This is a genomic window from Mesorhizobium sp. M0621, assembly GCF_040320745.1.
Taxonomy (GTDB): domain Bacteria; phylum Pseudomonadota; class Alphaproteobacteria; order Rhizobiales; family Rhizobiaceae; genus Mesorhizobium.
The window spans coordinates 132,191-148,720 of sequence record NZ_JAMYQF010000007.1; the positions used below are offsets into that span (position 1 = coordinate 132,191).

The 16,530-nt window shown below is 64.1% G+C and carries 18 protein-coding genes; 8 read left to right on the forward strand and 10 right to left on the reverse strand.

Annotated elements, in window-relative coordinates; translation table 11 throughout:
• The 6 genes from NKI38_RS07515 to pcaQ form a co-directional block, all read right to left on the reverse strand.
• A complete protein-coding gene (locus tag NKI38_RS07515; RefSeq protein WP_352656068.1) occupies window positions 1–1,065 on the reverse strand; it encodes a branched-chain amino acid ABC transporter permease in 1,065 nt (354 codons plus the stop codon).
• Complete coding sequence (locus NKI38_RS07520; protein ID WP_352656070.1) at window positions 1,062–1,958, reverse strand: branched-chain amino acid ABC transporter permease; 897 nt, start codon at window positions 1,956–1,958, stop codon at window positions 1,062–1,064. Before NKI38_RS07520 ends, NKI38_RS07515 begins: the two co-directional genes overlap by 4 nt.
• On the reverse strand, window positions 1,955–2,683 hold the full coding sequence (locus NKI38_RS07525) for an ABC transporter ATP-binding protein (RefSeq protein ID WP_352656072.1): 729 nt from the start codon (window positions 2,681–2,683) through the stop codon (window positions 1,955–1,957). The genes NKI38_RS07520 and NKI38_RS07525 overlap by 4 nt, the downstream gene beginning before the upstream one ends.
• The gene (locus NKI38_RS07530) at window positions 2,680–3,423 is read right to left on the reverse strand and encodes an ABC transporter ATP-binding protein (RefSeq protein WP_352656151.1); all 744 of its coding nucleotides are present in this window, start codon (window positions 3,421–3,423) and stop codon (window positions 2,680–2,682) included. Before NKI38_RS07530 ends, NKI38_RS07525 begins: the two co-directional genes overlap by 4 nt.
• A 21-nt stretch (window positions 3,424–3,444) precedes the next feature.
• Window positions 3,445–4,761: an ABC transporter substrate-binding protein gene (locus NKI38_RS07535; protein WP_352656074.1), complete on the reverse strand. Its 1,317-nt coding sequence runs from the start codon at window positions 4,759–4,761 to the stop codon at window positions 3,445–3,447.
• 143 nt (window positions 4,762–4,904) lie between these two features.
• Window positions 4,905–5,822, reverse strand: a complete 918-nt coding sequence (gene pcaQ / locus NKI38_RS07540; RefSeq protein WP_352656076.1) for a pca operon transcription factor PcaQ — start codon at window positions 5,820–5,822, stop codon at window positions 4,905–4,907.
• A 93-nt stretch (window positions 5,823–5,915) separates the two neighbouring features.
• On the opposite strand from pcaQ, the gene pcaD reads away from it, so the two are divergent.
• From pcaD to pobA, 6 genes are read left to right on the forward strand one after another with little or no spacing between them, the layout of a single operon-like run.
• Entirely contained in the window at window positions 5,916–6,725 is an 810-nt protein-coding gene (pcaD, locus tag NKI38_RS07545; RefSeq protein ID WP_352656078.1) for a 3-oxoadipate enol-lactonase, read from the forward strand.
• Complete coding sequence (gene pcaC / locus NKI38_RS07550; protein ID WP_352656080.1) at window positions 6,718–7,125, forward strand: 4-carboxymuconolactone decarboxylase; 408 nt, start codon at window positions 6,718–6,720, stop codon at window positions 7,123–7,125. The genes pcaD and pcaC overlap by 8 nt, the downstream gene beginning before the upstream one ends.
• Window positions 7,115–7,870 carry a protocatechuate 3,4-dioxygenase subunit beta gene (gene pcaH, locus NKI38_RS07555; protein WP_352656082.1) on the forward strand — a complete coding sequence of 252 codons (756 nt, stop codon included), beginning with the start codon at window positions 7,115–7,117 and terminating at the stop codon, window positions 7,868–7,870. Before pcaC ends, pcaH begins: the two co-directional genes overlap by 11 nt.
• Window positions 7,870–8,484, forward strand: coding sequence for a protocatechuate 3,4-dioxygenase subunit alpha (gene pcaG / locus NKI38_RS07560; RefSeq protein ID WP_352656083.1), 615 nt, complete (start codon window positions 7,870–7,872; stop codon window positions 8,482–8,484). The genes pcaH and pcaG overlap by 1 nt, the downstream gene beginning before the upstream one ends.
• Window positions 8,485–8,496: 12 nt before the next feature.
• Window positions 8,497–9,549, forward strand: coding sequence for a 3-carboxy-cis,cis-muconate cycloisomerase (locus NKI38_RS07565; protein ID WP_352656085.1), 1,053 nt, complete (start codon window positions 8,497–8,499; stop codon window positions 9,547–9,549).
• Window positions 9,549–10,721 carry a 4-hydroxybenzoate 3-monooxygenase gene (gene pobA, locus NKI38_RS07570; RefSeq protein WP_352656087.1) on the forward strand — a complete coding sequence of 391 codons (1,173 nt, stop codon included), beginning with the start codon at window positions 9,549–9,551 and terminating at the stop codon, window positions 10,719–10,721. Before NKI38_RS07565 ends, pobA begins: the two co-directional genes overlap by 1 nt.
• 9 nt (window positions 10,722–10,730) lie before the next feature.
• Here pobA and NKI38_RS07575 read toward each other — a convergent pair whose 3' ends face one another.
• Window positions 10,731–11,201: an NUDIX hydrolase gene (locus NKI38_RS07575; protein ID WP_352656089.1), complete on the reverse strand. Its 471-nt coding sequence runs from the start codon at window positions 11,199–11,201 to the stop codon at window positions 10,731–10,733.
• Between the two features lie 185 nt (window positions 11,202–11,386).
• On the opposite strand from NKI38_RS07575, the gene NKI38_RS07580 reads away from it, so the two are divergent.
• Window positions 11,387–11,920 (forward strand): sterol desaturase family protein, encoded by a 534-nt coding sequence (locus NKI38_RS07580; protein ID WP_352656091.1) that lies wholly within the window; start codon window positions 11,387–11,389, stop codon window positions 11,918–11,920.
• Window positions 11,921–11,938: 18 nt separating this feature from the next.
• On the opposite strand, the gene rsgA is transcribed toward NKI38_RS07580, so the two are convergent.
• Window positions 11,939–12,976: a ribosome small subunit-dependent GTPase A gene (gene rsgA / locus NKI38_RS07585; RefSeq protein WP_352656093.1), complete on the reverse strand. Its 1,038-nt coding sequence runs from the start codon at window positions 12,974–12,976 to the stop codon at window positions 11,939–11,941.
• A gap of 342 nt (window positions 12,977–13,318) precedes the next feature.
• Here rsgA and NKI38_RS07590 point away from each other — a divergent pair, with 342 nt between their 5' ends.
• Window positions 13,319–14,353, forward strand: a complete 1,035-nt coding sequence (locus NKI38_RS07590; RefSeq protein ID WP_352656095.1) for a LacI family DNA-binding transcriptional regulator — start codon at window positions 13,319–13,321, stop codon at window positions 14,351–14,353.
• Here the strand turns inward: NKI38_RS07590 and NKI38_RS07595 are convergent.
• Window positions 14,350–15,309 carry an alpha/beta hydrolase gene (locus tag NKI38_RS07595; protein WP_352656097.1) on the reverse strand — a complete coding sequence of 320 codons (960 nt, stop codon included), beginning with the start codon at window positions 15,307–15,309 and terminating at the stop codon, window positions 14,350–14,352. The two genes, NKI38_RS07590 and NKI38_RS07595, sit on opposite strands and share 4 nt — an antisense overlap.
• 10 nt (window positions 15,310–15,319) lie before the next feature.
• Window positions 15,320–16,468, reverse strand: coding sequence for a Gfo/Idh/MocA family protein (locus NKI38_RS07600; RefSeq protein WP_352656099.1), 1,149 nt, complete (start codon window positions 16,466–16,468; stop codon window positions 15,320–15,322).
• Window positions 16,469–16,530: the final 62 nt, after the last annotated feature.

Consider the following 16,530-nt stretch of genomic DNA (forward strand, 5'->3'; position numbering starts at 1 on the left):
TCATGCCTTCTCCCGATATGTTGCGGCTTGCTGTGGCGAAGGCGCGGTACCGCCGTCGGCGATGTTCGCCGGAAGCCTTACGCGATAGCCGACCGGCAGCAGGCGAAGCCCAAAACGCTCCTCGATCGTCCCCCAAAGGCCGCGTGGCAGGAAAAGCGAGAACAGCACGGCGGTGGCGCCGAGCCCGACCAGATACCAGACGCCGGTGCCGCCGAGCCACGTCTCGATGAGGAAGAACACTAGTGCGCCTAGGATGGCGCCCTCGAAAGTGCCGATGCCGCCGACCAGCACCATGAAGATCATGTAAGCGGTCCACTGCACGTTGAAGTAGGTCTTGGGCTGGAAGGTGATCGAGGTCGCCAGCCACAGCGCGCCGGCAATGCCGATGCCGAAGGCGGCAAGTACGAACAGCAGTCGCTTGGTGCCGGTGACACGCACGCCGACCGAGGCGGCCGCATCCTCATTGTCGCGGATCGCGCGGATGGCGGCGCCGGTGCTGCCACGCAGCAGGCCAAACAGGATGGCGAGCAAAGCGGTCATCGAGGCCAGCGCCAGCCAGTAGATGGTCGATCGCCTGGTGCCGGCGTCGTAGACGTTGAGCGAGATCAGCGATGTGCCGGTTTCGCCTTGCACCAGCCGATCGAGATTGACCAGAAGATGCGTCAGCGCTGCGATCACCCACATGCCGATGGCGAACTCGCCGTTCCTCAGCCGCAGCATGAACAGCGAGAGCGGCCAGGAGACCGCGCCGACGACAATTCCAGAGGCGAAGAGCGCGAGGAACGGGTTGAGGCCGGCATCGGCCAGCCGGATGGCGAAATAGGCGCCGAGCCCGAAGAACACCTGCTGGCCGACCGAGACCAGGCCGCCGAAGCCGGCCAGCGCGTTCCACATCGCCGCCAGTATCACATAGATGAACAAAGCCGTCATGCGGTCGACCGCGCCGGCCGACAGGAAGTGCGGCGCGATCGCCAGCAACGCGATGATGATGGCCACCGCAATCGCGGCGATGCGCGACGTCGCCGTGCCGCGCTCGATGACGGGGGATGTCGAAACGGTGCTCATGTTGGCTTCCTCGTGCGCAAGCGCAGCAGGCCGCGCAGGCCGAGGCCCGAAGTGGAGAGCCGAATGAACAACACGATCAGGAACGCGACATGGCCGCCGATCAGAAAACCTTGCGGATGCACTTGCGCGCCCAGTGTCTGCGCGAGCGCCAGCACGATGCCGCCGATCAGCGTGCCCCACAACGAACCGGCGCCGCCGATCACCGCCGCTTCGAAGGCGAACAGCAGTTGCGGCGTGCCGGCATAGGGATCAAAGGTGGCGCGCATGCCGAGGAACGCGCCGGCAAGGCCGACCGTGACCATGGCGATGGACGAGGCGATCGCATTGGCCCGGCGTGCATCGACACCGACCAGGCCGGCAGTGTCGGGGTCCTCCGAAGTAGCGCGAATCGAGCGGCCAAGCCTTGTGCGGGTGAGAAACAATTGCAGCCCGCCCAGCAGGATCACTGCACTGGCGAACATGATCACGGCGAGCTTGCCGACATAGATGCTGCCTGGCCATTCCCAGGAATCGTAGGACAGGCTGCCGATATAGGGCGCCAGCGAGCGGGTGTCGGCGCCGAATTGCTCGAACAGCAGATTGTCGATGACTATGGCGAGGCCAAACGTCGTCAGGATGGGCAGCAGCGCACCGCCGCGCGCACTGCGTTCGAGCAGGAAGCGCTGCAACGCCCAGCCGATCGCCGCCATCAGCGGCAGCACGATGAGCAGGCCCAGAAATGGCGAGACATGGTACCGCGAGGCGAGCCACCACAGCGCAAAGGCGGCGAACACGGCAAGGCTGCCATGGGCGAGGTTGATGATGCGCATCACCGAAAACATGAACGACAGTCCGCAGGCAATCAGCGCATAATAGCCGCCCAGAAGAATGCCCTGGATGATCTGGTTGCTCATACCGGAACGCTCCCGAGGCTTTTCCGGTGCAGGCCGAAATAGGCTTTCGTCACCTCTTCGCGCGAAACCGCCTTGCTCGCCCCTTCGAGCGCGACACGCCCTTCGAGCATGCAGATGACCCGGTTGGATACCGCGAGCGCGCGGTTGAGGTCTTGTTCGACGAGGATGATCGTGGTGCCTGAGGCAATCAGACCTTGAAGTGCTGCATAGACGCGGTCGACGATCAGCGGCGACAGGCCAAGCGAGACCTCGTCGAGCAATAGCACGTCCGGATTGCTCATCAGCGCGCGGCCGATCGCCGTCGCCTGCTGTTCGCCGCCAGAGAGGTGGCCCGTCTTGGCATGGCGGCGTGGCTTCAGATTGGGGAACATCTCCAGCACCTTGTCGACGCTCCAGTCGCCCGGCCGGACGGCGGTCCTGCCCAGCAGAAGGTTTTCCTCGACCGTCATCTGCACGAACAGTTTTCGCCCCTCCGGCACCAGCGCGATGCCCATGCCGACACGTCTGTGCGACGGCACATCGGTGAGATCGGCGCCGCTGAGCAGCACGCGGCCGGCCGCCGGCTGATGCGCTCCGGCGATTGCCCTCAGCAGTGTCGTCTTGCCGGCGCCGTTGGCGCCGACCAGTGCCAGCGTTTCGCCGTGTTCGATCGTGAAGCTGACGCCGCGCACCGCTTGCAGCAGGCCGTGCCGGACAACCAGGTTCTCGACCGAAAGCAGGCTCATTTCGGGCCTCCGCCGAGATAGGCGCGCACGACCTCGGGGTCGGCCATCACCGTTTGCGGATCGCCATCGGCAATGATCCTGCCGGCGTCCATGCAGATCAGCCGCTCTGCCACCTGCAGGAGAATGTGGACGATGTGTTCTATCCAGACGATGCCGATCTTGCGCCGGCGCAATTCCTTGATCGTGTCGACCAACTCGCCTGCCTCGCCGTCGGTCAGTCCGCCGCCGATCTCGTCCAGCAGCAGCAGCGTCGGTCTGGCCGCCAGCGCGCGCGCCAGTTCCAGCCGCTTGCGGTCGAGCAGGCCGAGCGTTTCGGCGCGCCGGTTGGCGACACCGAGCATGCCGCACAGTTTCAGCGAGCCGAGCGCTTCCTCATAGGCCTCGTCGCGGCCAAGGCCGGCGCCATGCGAGGCGGCGACGAAGACATTCTCGAAGGTGGTCATGCCGCTGAACGGCTTGGGCACCTGGTGCGTGCGCACCAGACCGAGCCGGCAGCGCTGCGTCGCCGTCAGCGGCGTCACGTCGCTGTCCTTGAAGCTGACCGTGCCTGAGCTTGGTGGAAAAGCCCCGGCCAGCACGCTGAGCAGCGTGGTCTTGCCGGCGCCGTTCGGGCCGACAATGCCGACCGCCTCGTCGGCTTCCATGGTGAAGTTGACCGAATCCAGCACCACAAGCGCGCCGAAGCGTTTGTGGATACCGGCGGCAGCGAGGATCGCCTGTTGTTGCGGATGGGTCACCAGGTGATCCTCGTCAGCGGTCCATCAGCCGTTGTAAGGCAGAAGCTTGGCTTCGACGGGCACGTTCGGGTCCGTGGCGTTTTCGGTCACGACATAATCGAGCGGGAACTTGGCTCCTTCCTTGGCGGCGACCCATTGCGTGCCGATGATCGGGCCGGGCGAGACATTGGCCACGGGGCCGCTGGTGAAGTCGACCTTGCCGACCATTGTCTCTGTCTTGAGCGTGCTCAACGCCTTGGCCACCGCCGCCTTGTCCTTGGCGTCGGTGCTTGCCTTCAGCGCTTCGAAGCCGGCGTCGAGCAGCGACATCGAGGCGCCGAGCTGCTGCGTCCACTGCTTGCCGCTCGCCGCCTCGTAGCCGTCAGCCAGCTCGATGCCCGAAACGCCGGTCAGCGGCGACTTGTAGGGGAAGGCCTTGTGCCAATAAGCGGCGCTCGAAATCTTCATGCCGAGATCGCCGAGTGCCTCGATGTCGGACGGGAACAGTCCGGTCTTGGCGACCTGGCAGATCTTGATCTGCTTGATCAGGCCTTGCTGTGCCGCCTGGCGCCAGAAGGCGGCGAAATCCGGCGGGATCGGGAATGAGTTGAAGATTTCGACGCCTTCCTGCTTGAACAGGGCGATCTGCGAGGAATAGTCGGTGGTGCCGGTCTCATAGGCGCCGGGATCGACAATGGTGAAACCTTGCTTGGCCAGCAGCGGTGCCAAATGGGCGCGGATGGCATTGCCGTCGGCATCGTTCGGATACATGACGGCGACCTTCTTGTTGGTCTCGATCAGGTTCCATTGCGAGATATAGGCCTTGAAGAACTCGCCGACGCCGAAGCCGAAATGATAGGTCCATTTGAACGGCGAGGGCGCATCGGGCTTGGCGCCACGGCCGAAATACCAGGCTTCCCACGGCATGACCGTCGACAGGCACGGCACGCCGGCGGCCTCGCAGGCATCGGCGACCGGATTGATCACCTCTGGCGTCGACACCGCCAGCATCAGGTCGATGGCCTGGTTGTTGATCAGGTCCTTGGCCAGCTGGCCCGCGCGGGAGGGATCCGATTGTGTATCCTGCTCGAGGATCACGACGCTGTATTTCTTGCCGCCGATATCGAGGCCGCCGGCCAAAGCCTTGCGGGCCAGGTCGAGCACGTAGCCGTCGGTCTGGCCGAAGCCGGCGAGCGGCCCGGTGCGCGGGCTGACGAAGCCGACCTTGAGCGTGTCGCCGGCCTGGGCAAAGGCGCTGCGGCCGCCAAGCGTGAGCGCTGCACCGCCGGCGATCGAGGCGGCGATGAACTGGCGCCGCGAAATGCCTGGAATAATGGATCTGCTGCCGAGTGCGTGCGTCATCTTGTTCCTCCCTTTGTGGTCCTCCATCGTCACAGTGCACCAGCGGTTTGGTTCGGTAAAATGATATTTTGCGGTGTTTTATTAACCCATGGGTTAGGAAATTCCGCAATCGAGGCCGCTTTCAGTTCGGACGGTCTCAGGCGTCAGCTGCCTTGTCGTGCCGCCTCGCGGATGGTCTGCAGCAGGATGGAGAAGGCCGGCGAGGGCGCGGTGTCGGTGCGCATCGTCAGGCCGACCGGCCCCTTGGTTTCGTCAGTGTTGACCGGCAAGGCGACGAAGGCACCGCTGCTGAGTTCGTTGGCAACGACGCCGGCCGAAATGATCCAGACGGCATTGCTCTGCCGCAGGAAGGCGCGGCCGAAGGAATCCGAGACGGTTTCGATCTCGGTTGCCGGCGCGGTCATGCCGTTGGTGATGAACAGGCGGTCGACGAAGGGACGGATGACCGATTCCCGTGTTGGCATCAGCATCGGGAATTCGTCGAGCCGTGCGAACACATCCTGTCCCGGGTTGAGCAGCGGATGTCCCGCCCGCAACACGAACAGCACCGGTTCAGAATAGAGGTGCTCGAAGAAGAAGCCGGTCATGTTCTCCGGCGCCGCCAGCCGTCCGACGACGAGATCGAGCGCGCCGGTGCGCAATTGTTCGAGCAGCACCGCGTTCTCGCCGGTAACGATCTTGATCGCAGCACCGGTGCCCTCCCTGAGGAACAGGCTCATAGCGAGCGGCATGACCCGCGCCGACACTGTCGGCAACGCGCCGATACGGATCGAGTGCCGGTTGACCGCCCCGTCCTGGCGGACGGAATCAACGCCTTGCTTCAGCGCCGTGATTGCCGTGCCGGCATGGCGCAGGAAGATTTCGCCGATGCGCGTCAGCCTGATGCCGCGGCCGTCGCGTTCGACCACCGCCACACCCAGCGCCTCTTCCAGTTCGCGCAATGTCTTGGTCACCGCCGGCGGGCTGACATGCAGCAAGTCGGCCGCCCGCGCCACGCTCCCCTGCCGCGCAACTTCCAGGAATGCTTGTAGGTGGCGGAACCGAATGCGGCCTACGGACATGGATTTGATAACCCCTGAGTTAATGAAATGGCGCAAAATATCATTTTACCGAACCAAATGCCTTGTGCAATGTGGGGATGGAGGATCGAAATCGTGCCATTCGTCACCATCGGCGGCATCACGTTGCACCATCGCCACATCAAGGCGGCCGGCAATGGGCGCCCGATCATATTCATCAATTCGCTGGGCACCGACTTCCGGATCTGGGACGAAATTGTCACGGCGCTCGATGGTGAAATGCCGCTGCTGGTCTATGACAAGCGCGGCCATGGGCTGTCCGATATCGGCGACATCAGGTCGATCGACGATCATGTCGACGATCTCTCGGCGCTCATCGATCATTTCGGGTTGAGCAAGGTCGTGCTGTGCGGCCTGTCGGTCGGCGGCCTGATCGCACAAGGCTTCTATCGCAGGCGCCCAGAAATGGTCGAAGGCCTGATCCTTTGCGACACGGCCCACAAGATCGGCACGACAGACAGCTGGAACACACGCATCGCGACGGTCGAAAGCAAGGGCATCCAGGCCGTTGCGGATGGCGTGCTCAAAGTGTGGTTCACCCCCGCCTTCCACGCGGCGCGTCTGGCCGAGCTGGACGGTTATTGGAACATGATGACCAGGCAAGCGCCTGCAGGCTACATCGGGACGTGCGTGGCGATTCGCGATGCGGATTTCACCGATGCTGCACGCCACATCGCGGTGCCGACGCTCTGCGTCGCCGGCGATCAGGATGGCTCGACGCCTCCCGATCTCGTCCGCTCCCTGGCCGAGCTGATCCCCGGCGCGCGCTTCGAAATCATCCGCGACGCCGGGCACATTCCTTGCGTCGAACAGCCAGAGGCGCTGGTCGCCCTGATCCGCGATTTTATCGCATCGCTTGCCCTTGGAGCCGAAACCCATGGATGAAGTCCCCAGCGATGCAGCCAGATATCGCACCGGCCTCGCAGTGCGGCGCTCCGTGCTCGGCGACCGGCATGTCGACCGGGCCGAGGTCGCCGCCACCGATTTCGACCAGCCTTTCCAGGAACTGATCACCGAGGCCGCCTGGGGTACCGTGTGGGCACGGCCGGGCTTCACCAAGCGCGAACGTTCGATCGTCACTCTGGCGCTGCTGGCCGCACTCGGCCATGATGAGGAGGTGGCCATGCATGTGCGCGCCACCGTCAACACCGGTGCTTCGCGCGACGATATCTGCGAGGCGTTCCTGCATGTCGCCATCTATGCCGGGGTGCCAGCCGCTAACCGTGCCTTCAAGATCGCCAAGGACGTGTTTTCGGAAATGGACGGAGCCAAGAATGCCCGCTGAGTCCGGCTCGAACCGGAGGCCCGAGACCGGCGCCTTCTTTCAGCGCGACCGGACCTGGCATCCGCCGGCGCTGACGCCGAACTACAAGACCTCCGTGCTGCGCTCGCCGCAGAAGGCGCCGCTCGCTTTCGACAACACACTGTCGGAAATAGCAGGCCCTGTCTTTGGCCACGCTATGCTCGGCGAACTCGACGCCGACCTGATCCACAATTTCGCCAGGCCCGGCGAAAGTGCGCTCGGCGAGCGCATCATCGTCTATGGGCGGGTGCTCGACGAACGCGGCGTTGGCGTGCCCGGCGCGCTGCTCGAATTCTGGCAGGCCAATGCCGGCGGCCGCTATCGCCATAAGAAGGACGGCTATCTGGCGCCGCTCGATCCGAATTTCGGCGGATGCGGCCGCGCCATGTCGGGCGAGGATGGCGGCTATGCCTTTCGTACCGTCAAGCCTGGTCCCTATCCCTGGCCGAACGGGCCGAACGACTGGCGCCCCTCGCACATTCATTTCTCGGTGTTCGGCCATGGCTTTGCCCAGCGGCTGATCACGCAGATGTATTTCGAGGGCGATCCCCTGATCTGGCAGTGCCCGATTGCGCGCGGCATCCCCGACAAGGCAGCCGTCGAGACGCTGATCGCCGCGCTCGACATGCAAGCGACGATCCCCTTCGACGCGCGCGCCTACAAGTTCGACATCGTGTTGCGCGGGCGCCGCTCGTCGCTGTTCGAAAACAGGCTGGAGGGCAATTGATGGCCCAATCGCTCGACCGGCTTAGGGAAAGCCCCTCGCAGACCGCGGGACCTTACGTCCACATCGGACTGACTCCCAATTTCTGCGGCATCGGCGGCGTCTACCCGACCGATCTTGGCGCCACCATGGTCAACGACAAGACCAAGGGCGAACGCATCGGCCTGCGCATCCGGGTGCTCGACGGCACCGGTACGCCGCTCAAGGACGCGCTGATCGAGATCTGGCAAGCGGATGCGGACGGGCTCTACAATTCACCGGCCGAACTGCGCGGTGCTGCCGATCCGAATTTCTTCGGCTGGGGCCGTTGCCCGACCGACATGGACACCGGCCTGTGCACGTTCGAGACGATCAAGCCGGGCCGGGTGCCGTTCAGGGATGGCAGCCTGATGGCGCCGCACATCACACTCTGGATCGTCGCCCGTGGCATCAATCTCGGCCTGCACACACGGCTGTATTTTTCCGACGAGGAAAAGGCCAATGCCGGGGATGCGATCCTGGCACGCATCGAGCACCGCATCCGCGTGCCGACGCTGATCGCCGAGCGCAAGGGCGATACCTACATCTTCGATGTCCATCTCCAGGGGGAGAAGGAAACGGTCTTCTTCGACAGCTAGGAGACTCGCGCCATGACCGTATCGCCCTTCGATCATCCACTGCTCTCCGCCCTTCTCGGTGACGAGGTAGCGAGCCGGTACTTTTCCGTCGAAGCGGAGATCGATGCGATGCTGGTTTTCGAGCGTGCGCTGGCGGAAGCGGAGGCCGAAACCGGGATCATCGCCAAGGATGATGCCGCAGCGATCGTGGCAGCGCTGGCCACGTTCCGGCCCGACACTGCCTTGCTGCGGGCCGCTGTCGCCAGAGACGGCGTCATTGTGCCGGAACTGGTGCGCCAGATCAGAGCGGCGATCGGCGAACCGCATGGCGAGAAAGTGCATTTCGGCGCGACCAGCCAGGATGTCATCGACACCGGCCTGATGCTTCGGCTGAAATCCATCGTCGATCATCTCGATCTGCTGCTGACCGAAACCGTCATGCGCCTCTCTTCGCTCGAAGAGCGTTTTGGCGGCAGGGAGCTGACCGGTATAACGCGCATGCAACCGGCGATTCCGATCCAAGTGGCGGATCGTATCAGGGCGTGGCGGGCGCCGCTGCAACGACATCAGGAAAGACTCTCGGAACAGTCTACGCGCCTGCTGGTGGTGCAGTTTGGCGGTGCCGCCGGCACGCTGGAAAAGCTTGATGACAAGGGGCCGGCAGTGCGCGCGACCCTTGCCGCAAAGCTCGGCCTTGGCGACGCCCCGCAGTGGCAGAGCCAGCGCGATGCACTCGCCGACTTTGCCGGCCTGATGTCGCTGGTGACCGGCAGCCTCGGCAAGTTCGGCCAGGACATCGCGCTGATGGCTCAGAATGGAACCGAGATCGAGCTTTCCGGTGGCGGCGGCTCGTCGGCCATGCCGCACAAGCAGAACCCCGTGAAGGCCGAAGCGCTGGTGGCGCTTGCCCGCTTCAACGCCACGCAGCTCTCCGGCATGCATCAGGCGCTTGTGCATGAACAGGAGCGCTCGGGCGCGGCATGGACGCTGGAATGGCTGTTGCTGCCGCAGATGGTGGTCGCAACCGCCGCTTCGCTGCGCCTTGCCGCCGAACTGGCCGCACAGGTCGAAAGTCTCGGCCACTGATGCGCAGCCAGGTCGTTATCGTTGGTTCGGGGCCGTCCGGCCTGCTGCTCGGCCAGCTACTGGCCGGTATCGGCGTCGAGACGGTCATTCTGGAACGCGCGAGCCGCGAACATGTGCTTGGCCGGGTGCGGGCAGGGGTGCTCGAACAAGGCACGGTCGAATTGCTGGAGGAAGCGGGTGCCGGGGCGCGGCTGCATGCCGAGGGGCTGCCGCATTCCGGCATCTCGCTCGCCTTCGACGGACGCCTGCATCGTATCGACCTTACCGCACTCACCGGCGGCAAGCATGTCACCGTCTACGGCCAGACCGAGGTGACGCATGATTTGATGGATAAGCGGGATGCGGCAGGACTGACCACGATCTACGAGGTAGCAAACGTCACGCTGCATGATTTCGATGGCGCCGCGCCCTTCGTCACCTATGACCGGGACGGCGCCACGCATCGCATCGACTGCGACTTCATTGCCGGCTGCGATGGCTATCACGGCGTCAGCCGCAAATCTGTGCCCGCGGATGCGCTGAAAACCTTCGAACGGCACTATCCGTTCGGTTGGCTCGGCGTGCTGGCCGAAGTGCCGCCTGCCGATCACGAGCTGGTCTACGCCAATCACGAGCGGGGTTTTGCGCTGTGCTCGATGCGCTCGACGCACCGCAGCCGCTATTATGTGCAATGTCCGCAAGACGATCGCGTCGAGGCGTGGTCCGACGATCGTTTTTGGGACGAGTTGCGCCGCCGCTTGCCCGAGCAGACGGCGGCAAATGTCGTCACCGGCGCATCCTTCGAGAAGTCGATCGCGCCGCTACGCTCTTTCGTTGCCGAGCCGCTGCGCTTCGGCCGGTTGTTCCTGGTCGGCGACGCGGCTCACATCGTGCCGCCGACCGGCGCCAAGGGCCTCAACCTTGCCGCCAGCGACGTGCGCTATCTCTTCGGCGGCTTGCGCGACTTCTATGTCGAGAAATCGCACGCCGGCATCGACGCTTATTCAGGCAAGGCGCTGGCACGGGTCTGGAAGGCAGTGCGCTTCTCCTGGTGGATGACGACGATGCTGCACCGCTTTCCCGACACCGGCGACTTCGGCCAGCGCATCCAGGAGGCCGAGCTCGACTACCTCGTGCAGTCGCGCGCCGCATCGACCGCACTTGCCGAAAATTATATCGGCCTGCCATACTGAGGCTGCGGATCATCCGGCGCCTTGCTGCCTGGCAAAATCCAGTAGCATCGGGCGTTGTCCCTTGAGGATTTTCACCTCGGCTTCGGCCAAGGTGAACCAGCCCGCTCTGTCGATCTCGGGGAACTCCTTCAGGGATCCCGACCTTGGCGGCCATTCCATGGTAAAAATGTTGCTCGTGATGGCGCCGACATCGATGTCAACGGTCGCCTCGACAGACCAGGCGATGACGGTCTTCCCGCCCGGTTGCCTGTAGTCGCCGAGACGCGTGAAGGACCCATCGACCCTGACGCCGAGCTCTTCCTCGGTCTCGCGTTGAGCCGCCGCCAACTCATCTTCGTTCTCGCCGACGAGGCCCTTCGGTATCGACCATGCACCGTCGTCCTTCTTCATCCAGAACGGCCCGCCCGGGTGAACCAGCAACACTCTGAGACCGCCATCGCCGCGGCGATAGATCAGCAACCCAGCACTGCGTTTTGCCATTGTGATGCGTCCGTTTGCGACGTTGGTTGCAAAGGCGGCAGCCTATCGACTGTGCCTGAATCGTTGGTGCGAACCTTGCTCCACGGCAATGCGACGCTATGTCAGCTGCGTCCGCATTGCACCTCATCCGCGAGTCCGGCAATCTGATACCATCGCTTATTTGGCGGCTCGAAGGCTAGGTGACGATGCAACTGGGTCTTATTGGCTACTATAGCGACTTCGTGGTCTATCCGCTGGTGATCGCCGTGCTGGCAGTGGCTGGGCTGCTTGAGGCCGGCGAAGAGGGTGCGCCAGGCTGGATAGGCACTGTCCTTGTCTGTCTCTTCCTCTGGACGCTGACCGAATACCTGCTGCACAGGTTTGTCCTTCACCACATTCCCTACATCAAGAACCTGCATGATCGTCACCATGTCGAGGAGCGCAGTTCGGTGGGCACGCCGACCTGGCTCAGCCTTGGGGTGCATGTGCTGGTTGCGTTTGTGCCCGTCTGGATGGTCTCAGGTTTCGCAACCGCGAGCGCTGTAAGTTGCGGGCTGATGCTGGGATACCTCTGGTACATCAGCATCCACCACATGATCCATCACTGGCATCCCACCCATCCGAGCTATCTCTACACGCTCAAGCGCCGCCACGCCGTGCATCACCACATCGACGAATCGGCCAATTTCGGTGTTACGTCGGCACTTTGGGATCGGGTCTTCGGTACGGCGCGGCTCTGAATCGTCAGTCCTCGCCGCTCAACGCCTCTTTCCGCGACCGCCGGGAGACTTGGCCCCGCGCGGCCCACTCTGAACCGGCGTGTTGTGCTGGTTTTCGTCGGACAGTTTGCGCCAGCGGGCAAGACGCTCCGGATCGAGCGTCCCGGCCTTCAAGGCAGCCTGCACCGCGCAGCCCGGCTCGTGCACATGCGTGCAGTCGCGGAACTTGCAGAGCGGGGCGAGTTCGGTGATTTCGGCAAACAGCGTGTCGATGCCGGAGGCGACATCACTGACGTGCAGCGTCCGCATGCCGGGCGTGTCGATCACCCAGCCGCCACCTGCGATGGCGTGCAGCGATCGCGACGTGGTGGTGTGGCGTCCCTTGGAATCGTGTTCGCGAATGCCTCCGGTCTGTTGCGGCGATTGCTGCGCCGGTCCGGCCAGTGTGTTGACCAGCGTCGATTTGCCGACGCCGGAGGAGCCGATCAACGCTACCGTCTGGCCAGCACCGCACCAGGCGGCCAAAGCGGTCGCGGCATCTGCGGTGCGCGGGTTCAGCGTCACGACGGCCAGTCCACGCTGAAGTGCTGCAGCCTGCTTCTGGTACGCCTCGGCGTCCTCAGCCGTGTCTGCCTTGGTCAGCAGGATCACCGGTGTCGTCCCGGCCTCGTTGGCCAGCGCCAAATAGCGCTCGAGCCGGGCGGGATTGAAGTCGGCATTGCACGAGGTGACGATGAACAGCGTGTCGACATTGGCTGCGGCAAGCTGCGGCACCCTGCCGCCCTGGGTGCGCCGTTCCAGCACCGTCCTGCGGGTCAGGCGGCGCTGCACAAGCCTGTCATGCGCGTCGATGAGCACCCAGTCGCCGACGGCATAATCACCGGTGTTCGCCTGCGCCGGCAGCGTCAGGTCGACTGCCCCTGCCTGGGACAGGCCGGTCAGGCGGTCGCGATGGACCGTGGCGATACGCGTCGGGACGAGATTGGCTTCATCGGGCTCGAGCTGGTCGCCGAAGAAATCCGTCCAGCCCAAACTGGCGAGCGATGGCGTGGAGGGATCCGTCAAGGCTTTGACCACGGCGTCGCGGACATTGGACTGTATCCCTGGCAAAGTCGAAGGAGAAGCGGACCTCGGTTGGGCGATTGCCCAAGCCGTGTATGGGCGGCGTGGCGACTTTTGGCAAGCAGGGCCATGGCCGATAGCCGAGCGGCAAACGCGCCGCGCGCTTGCATCAGTGCGTCAGCCGATTTAAGGGCGCCAATAAATAATTTGACGCACGTAATATTTTTGCGCTGTATTGGGAACTGTAAAAATTTGACAGAATAAGTTCGGTCAAGCATTGCTGCGTCCGGTCAACGGCCGCATGACGGGTGACGGCTCATCCGCTCGGCAATGACGGTAAGGGGATCAGGAATATCGATGGCGGAGAAGACGCACCGCACGATGGATGACTTCGCCCAGGCATGTGGCGTGTCTCGGCCGACGCTGTCCAAATATTTCGACGATCCGGCGAGCGTGAAGCCGGCGACACGGGCGCGCATCGAAGCTGCCCTGCGCTCCTCGGACTATCAGCCGAACCTTTTCGCGCGCAACCTCAACCGCAAGCGCACCCGCAACATCGGCATCGTCGTGCCGACGATCACCGATCCGTTCTACGCCGAGATGGTCAGTCGCATCGAATTTCGCTGCCGCGACGAAGGCTACTGGCCGATCGTCATCTCCTCGCACGGTTTGCCGAAGCTGGAGGCGGAGTCTGTGAGGACGCTGCTGTCGCTGAAGGTCGCCGGCGCGATCATCGCCCCGCTCGGCCTGGCTTCCGACCGCAGCGTTTTCGACAAGCTCGGGCAGGACATTCCGATCGTCTATTTCGACACCTATATCGAGGGCGATACGCCGTTCGTCGGCAACGACAACCGGCAGAGCGTGTCGACCATCGTCGATTATCTCTGCCGGTCGGGTGAGCCCCCGGCCTATCTCGACATTCCGCATGTCAACCACAACTCCGGCGAACGCCAGGAAAGCTACATCGTCGCGATGGAAACTGCCGGGTTCAAGCCGGTCGTCATCGAGGCGGCGCGCGATTACACCTGGGACTTTGAACGCGTCGGCTACGAGCAGATGGAAAGAATGCTGGAGGCCGGCACCTTGCCCGGCCGCACCATCCTGTGCGCCAATGACCGTCTCGCCTTTGGCGTGATGGCGGCCGCGTACTCGCGTGGCCTGAAGATCGGCCGCAAGCCCGACTGCGATCTGCGCGTTGCCGCGCATGACGATCATCCACTGAGCCGCTACACCTGTCCGGCGCTGACCACCATGGCGCAGGATTTCACCGCCATGGCCGGCCGCAGCGTCGAGATCCTGCTAGCCTTGCTGGACGAGGCCGATCCGCCGAAGCAAAGCCTGGCACGCACGGTCAAGCTCGGTGCTACCCTGGTGATGCGTCAGTCGGCCTAAGCGTCCGGCGTCAGCGAACCCTTCTCGAAGTGGCGCCAGGCAGCCACCGCCTCGGCCACCGCTTGCCGGGCGGCAGTGATATGGCGTCCCATCGAGACGAAGCCATGGATCTGGCCCGGCCATTGCCGCAGGATCACAGGCACGCCCGCGGCTTGCAGGCGCGCCGCATAGGCTGTCCCTTCGTCGGCGAGGATGTCGCAGCCGGCAAGCGCCACGAAAGCCGGCGCGACACCGGCGAGATCAGGCGCCAGCAAGGGCGAGACGCGCCAGTCCAGCATGTCGTCGGGCGTTCGCACATAGTGGTCGCGGAACCATGCCATGGTGGTCGCGGTGAGCCCGAAGCCGTCGCCGAAGCGCCGGTAGCTGTCAGATGTCTGCCGCGCGTCGGTGTTGGGATAGATCAGGATCTGCGCCGTAACGGGTGGCGCCAGCTCATCGCGGGAAAGCAGCGCCAGCACGGCGGCGAGATTGCCGCCGGCGCTGTCGCCGGCAACGCCGATGCGAGCCCGGTCGATACCGAGAGCGGCGGCGTTCTGCGCCATGAAGCGCAGCGTCGCCAGGCCATCCTCCAACCCTGTGGGAAATCTGTGTTCCGGTGCCAGGCGATAATCGGGACAGACAATGACGGTGTTGCCGAGATTGGCCAGCCACCGGCAGATCTCATCATGCGAATCGAGATTGCCGATGACCCAGCCGCCGCCATGCAGATAGAGCAGCGCCGGCGCCCCGCTCAGCAGCGCACCGATGCCACGATGGATGCGGAGCGCAACAGGCCCGTTCGGCCCGTCGATTTGCTGTTCCAGGGTCGCAGCGACCGGCTCGTGCTCGCCCTGCAGCGTCGGGAACGAGGCATTGTAGGCGGCGCGCGCCGCCGCCACGCTGTCGGTCTCGAACGGTTCGCCGCCGGCTGCGCGGCTGATTTCGAGGACGCGCAGCGCATCCGGGTCGAGTGTCATCGTCATATCCTCAGGCCAGCAGGCTGCTTGCCTCTTCCTCGGTCAGCAGGGCCGGCTGGACGACATCGCCCGCGATGGCGACTGAGCCCTGTGTTTCGCCGGAATGCAGGATCGCCTCCATGATCTCAAGCACATGCAGCGCAAGGCTGCCGGAGGCGCGCGGTGTGCTGCCGGTTTGAAGCGAACGCAGCAGATCGGCGACGCCGAGCATGCGGTAATTGGCGCGGTCGGGCGCGGCATAGGGCCAGTTGCGGGCGCCGTAGAACTCGCCCTCGCTTGCGAAATCCTTCCACTCAGTGCCGCGTTCCGACAGCGACACGGTGCCGCCGAACGTGTCGGGGTCGGGCAGGCGCAGCGAGCCTTCCATGCCATGCAACTCGATCGGGTGGTTGGAGTGGCGAAAGACATCCCACGAGGCGCCGAAGGTGACGGTCGCACCGGAGCGGAATTCGAGCAGCGACAGCACGTTGGTCGGCGTGCCGACCTTGAATGTCGTGTTCTTGAACGGCCCTTCGGCTGATATCAGCCGCTCCTCCTGGCCGCGTGTTGCCATCGCCATGACACGCTCCACCGGACCGAGCAGATTGACCAGCATGGTGAGGTAGTAGGGGCCCATGTCGAACACCGGGCCGCCGCCGGGCTGGTAGTAGAATTGCGGGTTGGGATGCCAGTGCTCCATGCCGCGGCCCATCATGAAGGCTGTGCCGGTGACCGGGCGGCCGATGGCACCCTCGTCCATCAGCCGGCGGGCGCGGCGTCCGGCGGCACCCAGGAAGGTGTCGGGCGCCGAGCCGAGCAGCAGGCCGCGTGACTTCGCCTCGTTGACCAGGCGCTGTCCGTCGGCGGCAGAGGTGGCAAGCGGCTTTTCGGTGAAAACGTGCTTGCCGGCCGAAAGTGCGGCAAGCGAAATGTCGAAATGCGCCGCTGGAATGGTCAGGTTGAGGACAAGATCGATCTCGGGGTCGGCCAGCAGCGCATCGACGCCGAGTGCCTGGATGCCGTATTCTTTCGCCCGCACAGCCGCCATCTCGGCCGAGATATCAGCGCAGGCACGCAATTCGATCCCGCCGAAGAGCGCGGTATTGCGCAGATAGGTCATCGAGATATTGCCGCATCCGATGACGCCGATCCCGAATTTCGTCTTTGATTTTCCGTGCATTCTAGATCGTACCTCCCAATGCGGTGATGGGTCTGCTGGATCCGCCCAGCCGGCAACGGATC

Coding starts and splice junctions, on each gene's coding strand:
- NKI38_RS07595 (WP_352656097.1), bottom strand. CDS start 15,309: ATGACACTCGACCCGGATGCGCTGCGCGTCCTCGAAATCAGCCGCGCA.
- pcaC (WP_352656080.1), top strand. CDS start 6,718: ATGGATGAAGTCCCCAGCGATGCAGCCAGATATCGCACCGGCCTCGCA.
- pcaG (WP_352656083.1), top strand. CDS start 7,870: ATGGCCCAATCGCTCGACCGGCTTAGGGAAAGCCCCTCGCAGACCGCG.
- NKI38_RS07520 (WP_352656070.1), bottom strand. CDS start 1,958: ATGAGCAACCAGATCATCCAGGGCATTCTTCTGGGCGGCTATTATGCG.
- NKI38_RS07515 (WP_352656068.1), bottom strand. CDS start 1,065: ATGAGCACCGTTTCGACATCCCCCGTCATCGAGCGCGGCACGGCGACG.
- pobA (WP_352656087.1), top strand. CDS start 9,549: ATGCGCAGCCAGGTCGTTATCGTTGGTTCGGGGCCGTCCGGCCTGCTG.
- NKI38_RS07600 (WP_352656099.1), bottom strand. CDS start 16,468: ATGCACGGAAAATCAAAGACGAAATTCGGGATCGGCGTCATCGGATGC.
- NKI38_RS07580 (WP_352656091.1), top strand. CDS start 11,387: ATGCAACTGGGTCTTATTGGCTACTATAGCGACTTCGTGGTCTATCCG.
- NKI38_RS07535 (WP_352656074.1), bottom strand. CDS start 4,761: ATGACGCACGCACTCGGCAGCAGATCCATTATTCCAGGCATTTCGCGG.
- pcaH (WP_352656082.1), top strand. CDS start 7,115: ATGCCCGCTGAGTCCGGCTCGAACCGGAGGCCCGAGACCGGCGCCTTC.
- NKI38_RS07590 (WP_352656095.1), top strand. CDS start 13,319: ATGGCGGAGAAGACGCACCGCACGATGGATGACTTCGCCCAGGCATGT.
- pcaQ (WP_352656076.1), bottom strand. CDS start 5,822: ATGTCCGTAGGCCGCATTCGGTTCCGCCACCTACAAGCATTCCTGGAA.
- NKI38_RS07525 (WP_352656072.1), bottom strand. CDS start 2,683: ATGAGCCTGCTTTCGGTCGAGAACCTGGTTGTCCGGCACGGCCTGCTG.
- NKI38_RS07565 (WP_352656085.1), top strand. CDS start 8,497: ATGACCGTATCGCCCTTCGATCATCCACTGCTCTCCGCCCTTCTCGGT.
- NKI38_RS07575 (WP_352656089.1), bottom strand. CDS start 11,201: ATGGCAAAACGCAGTGCTGGGTTGCTGATCTATCGCCGCGGCGATGGC.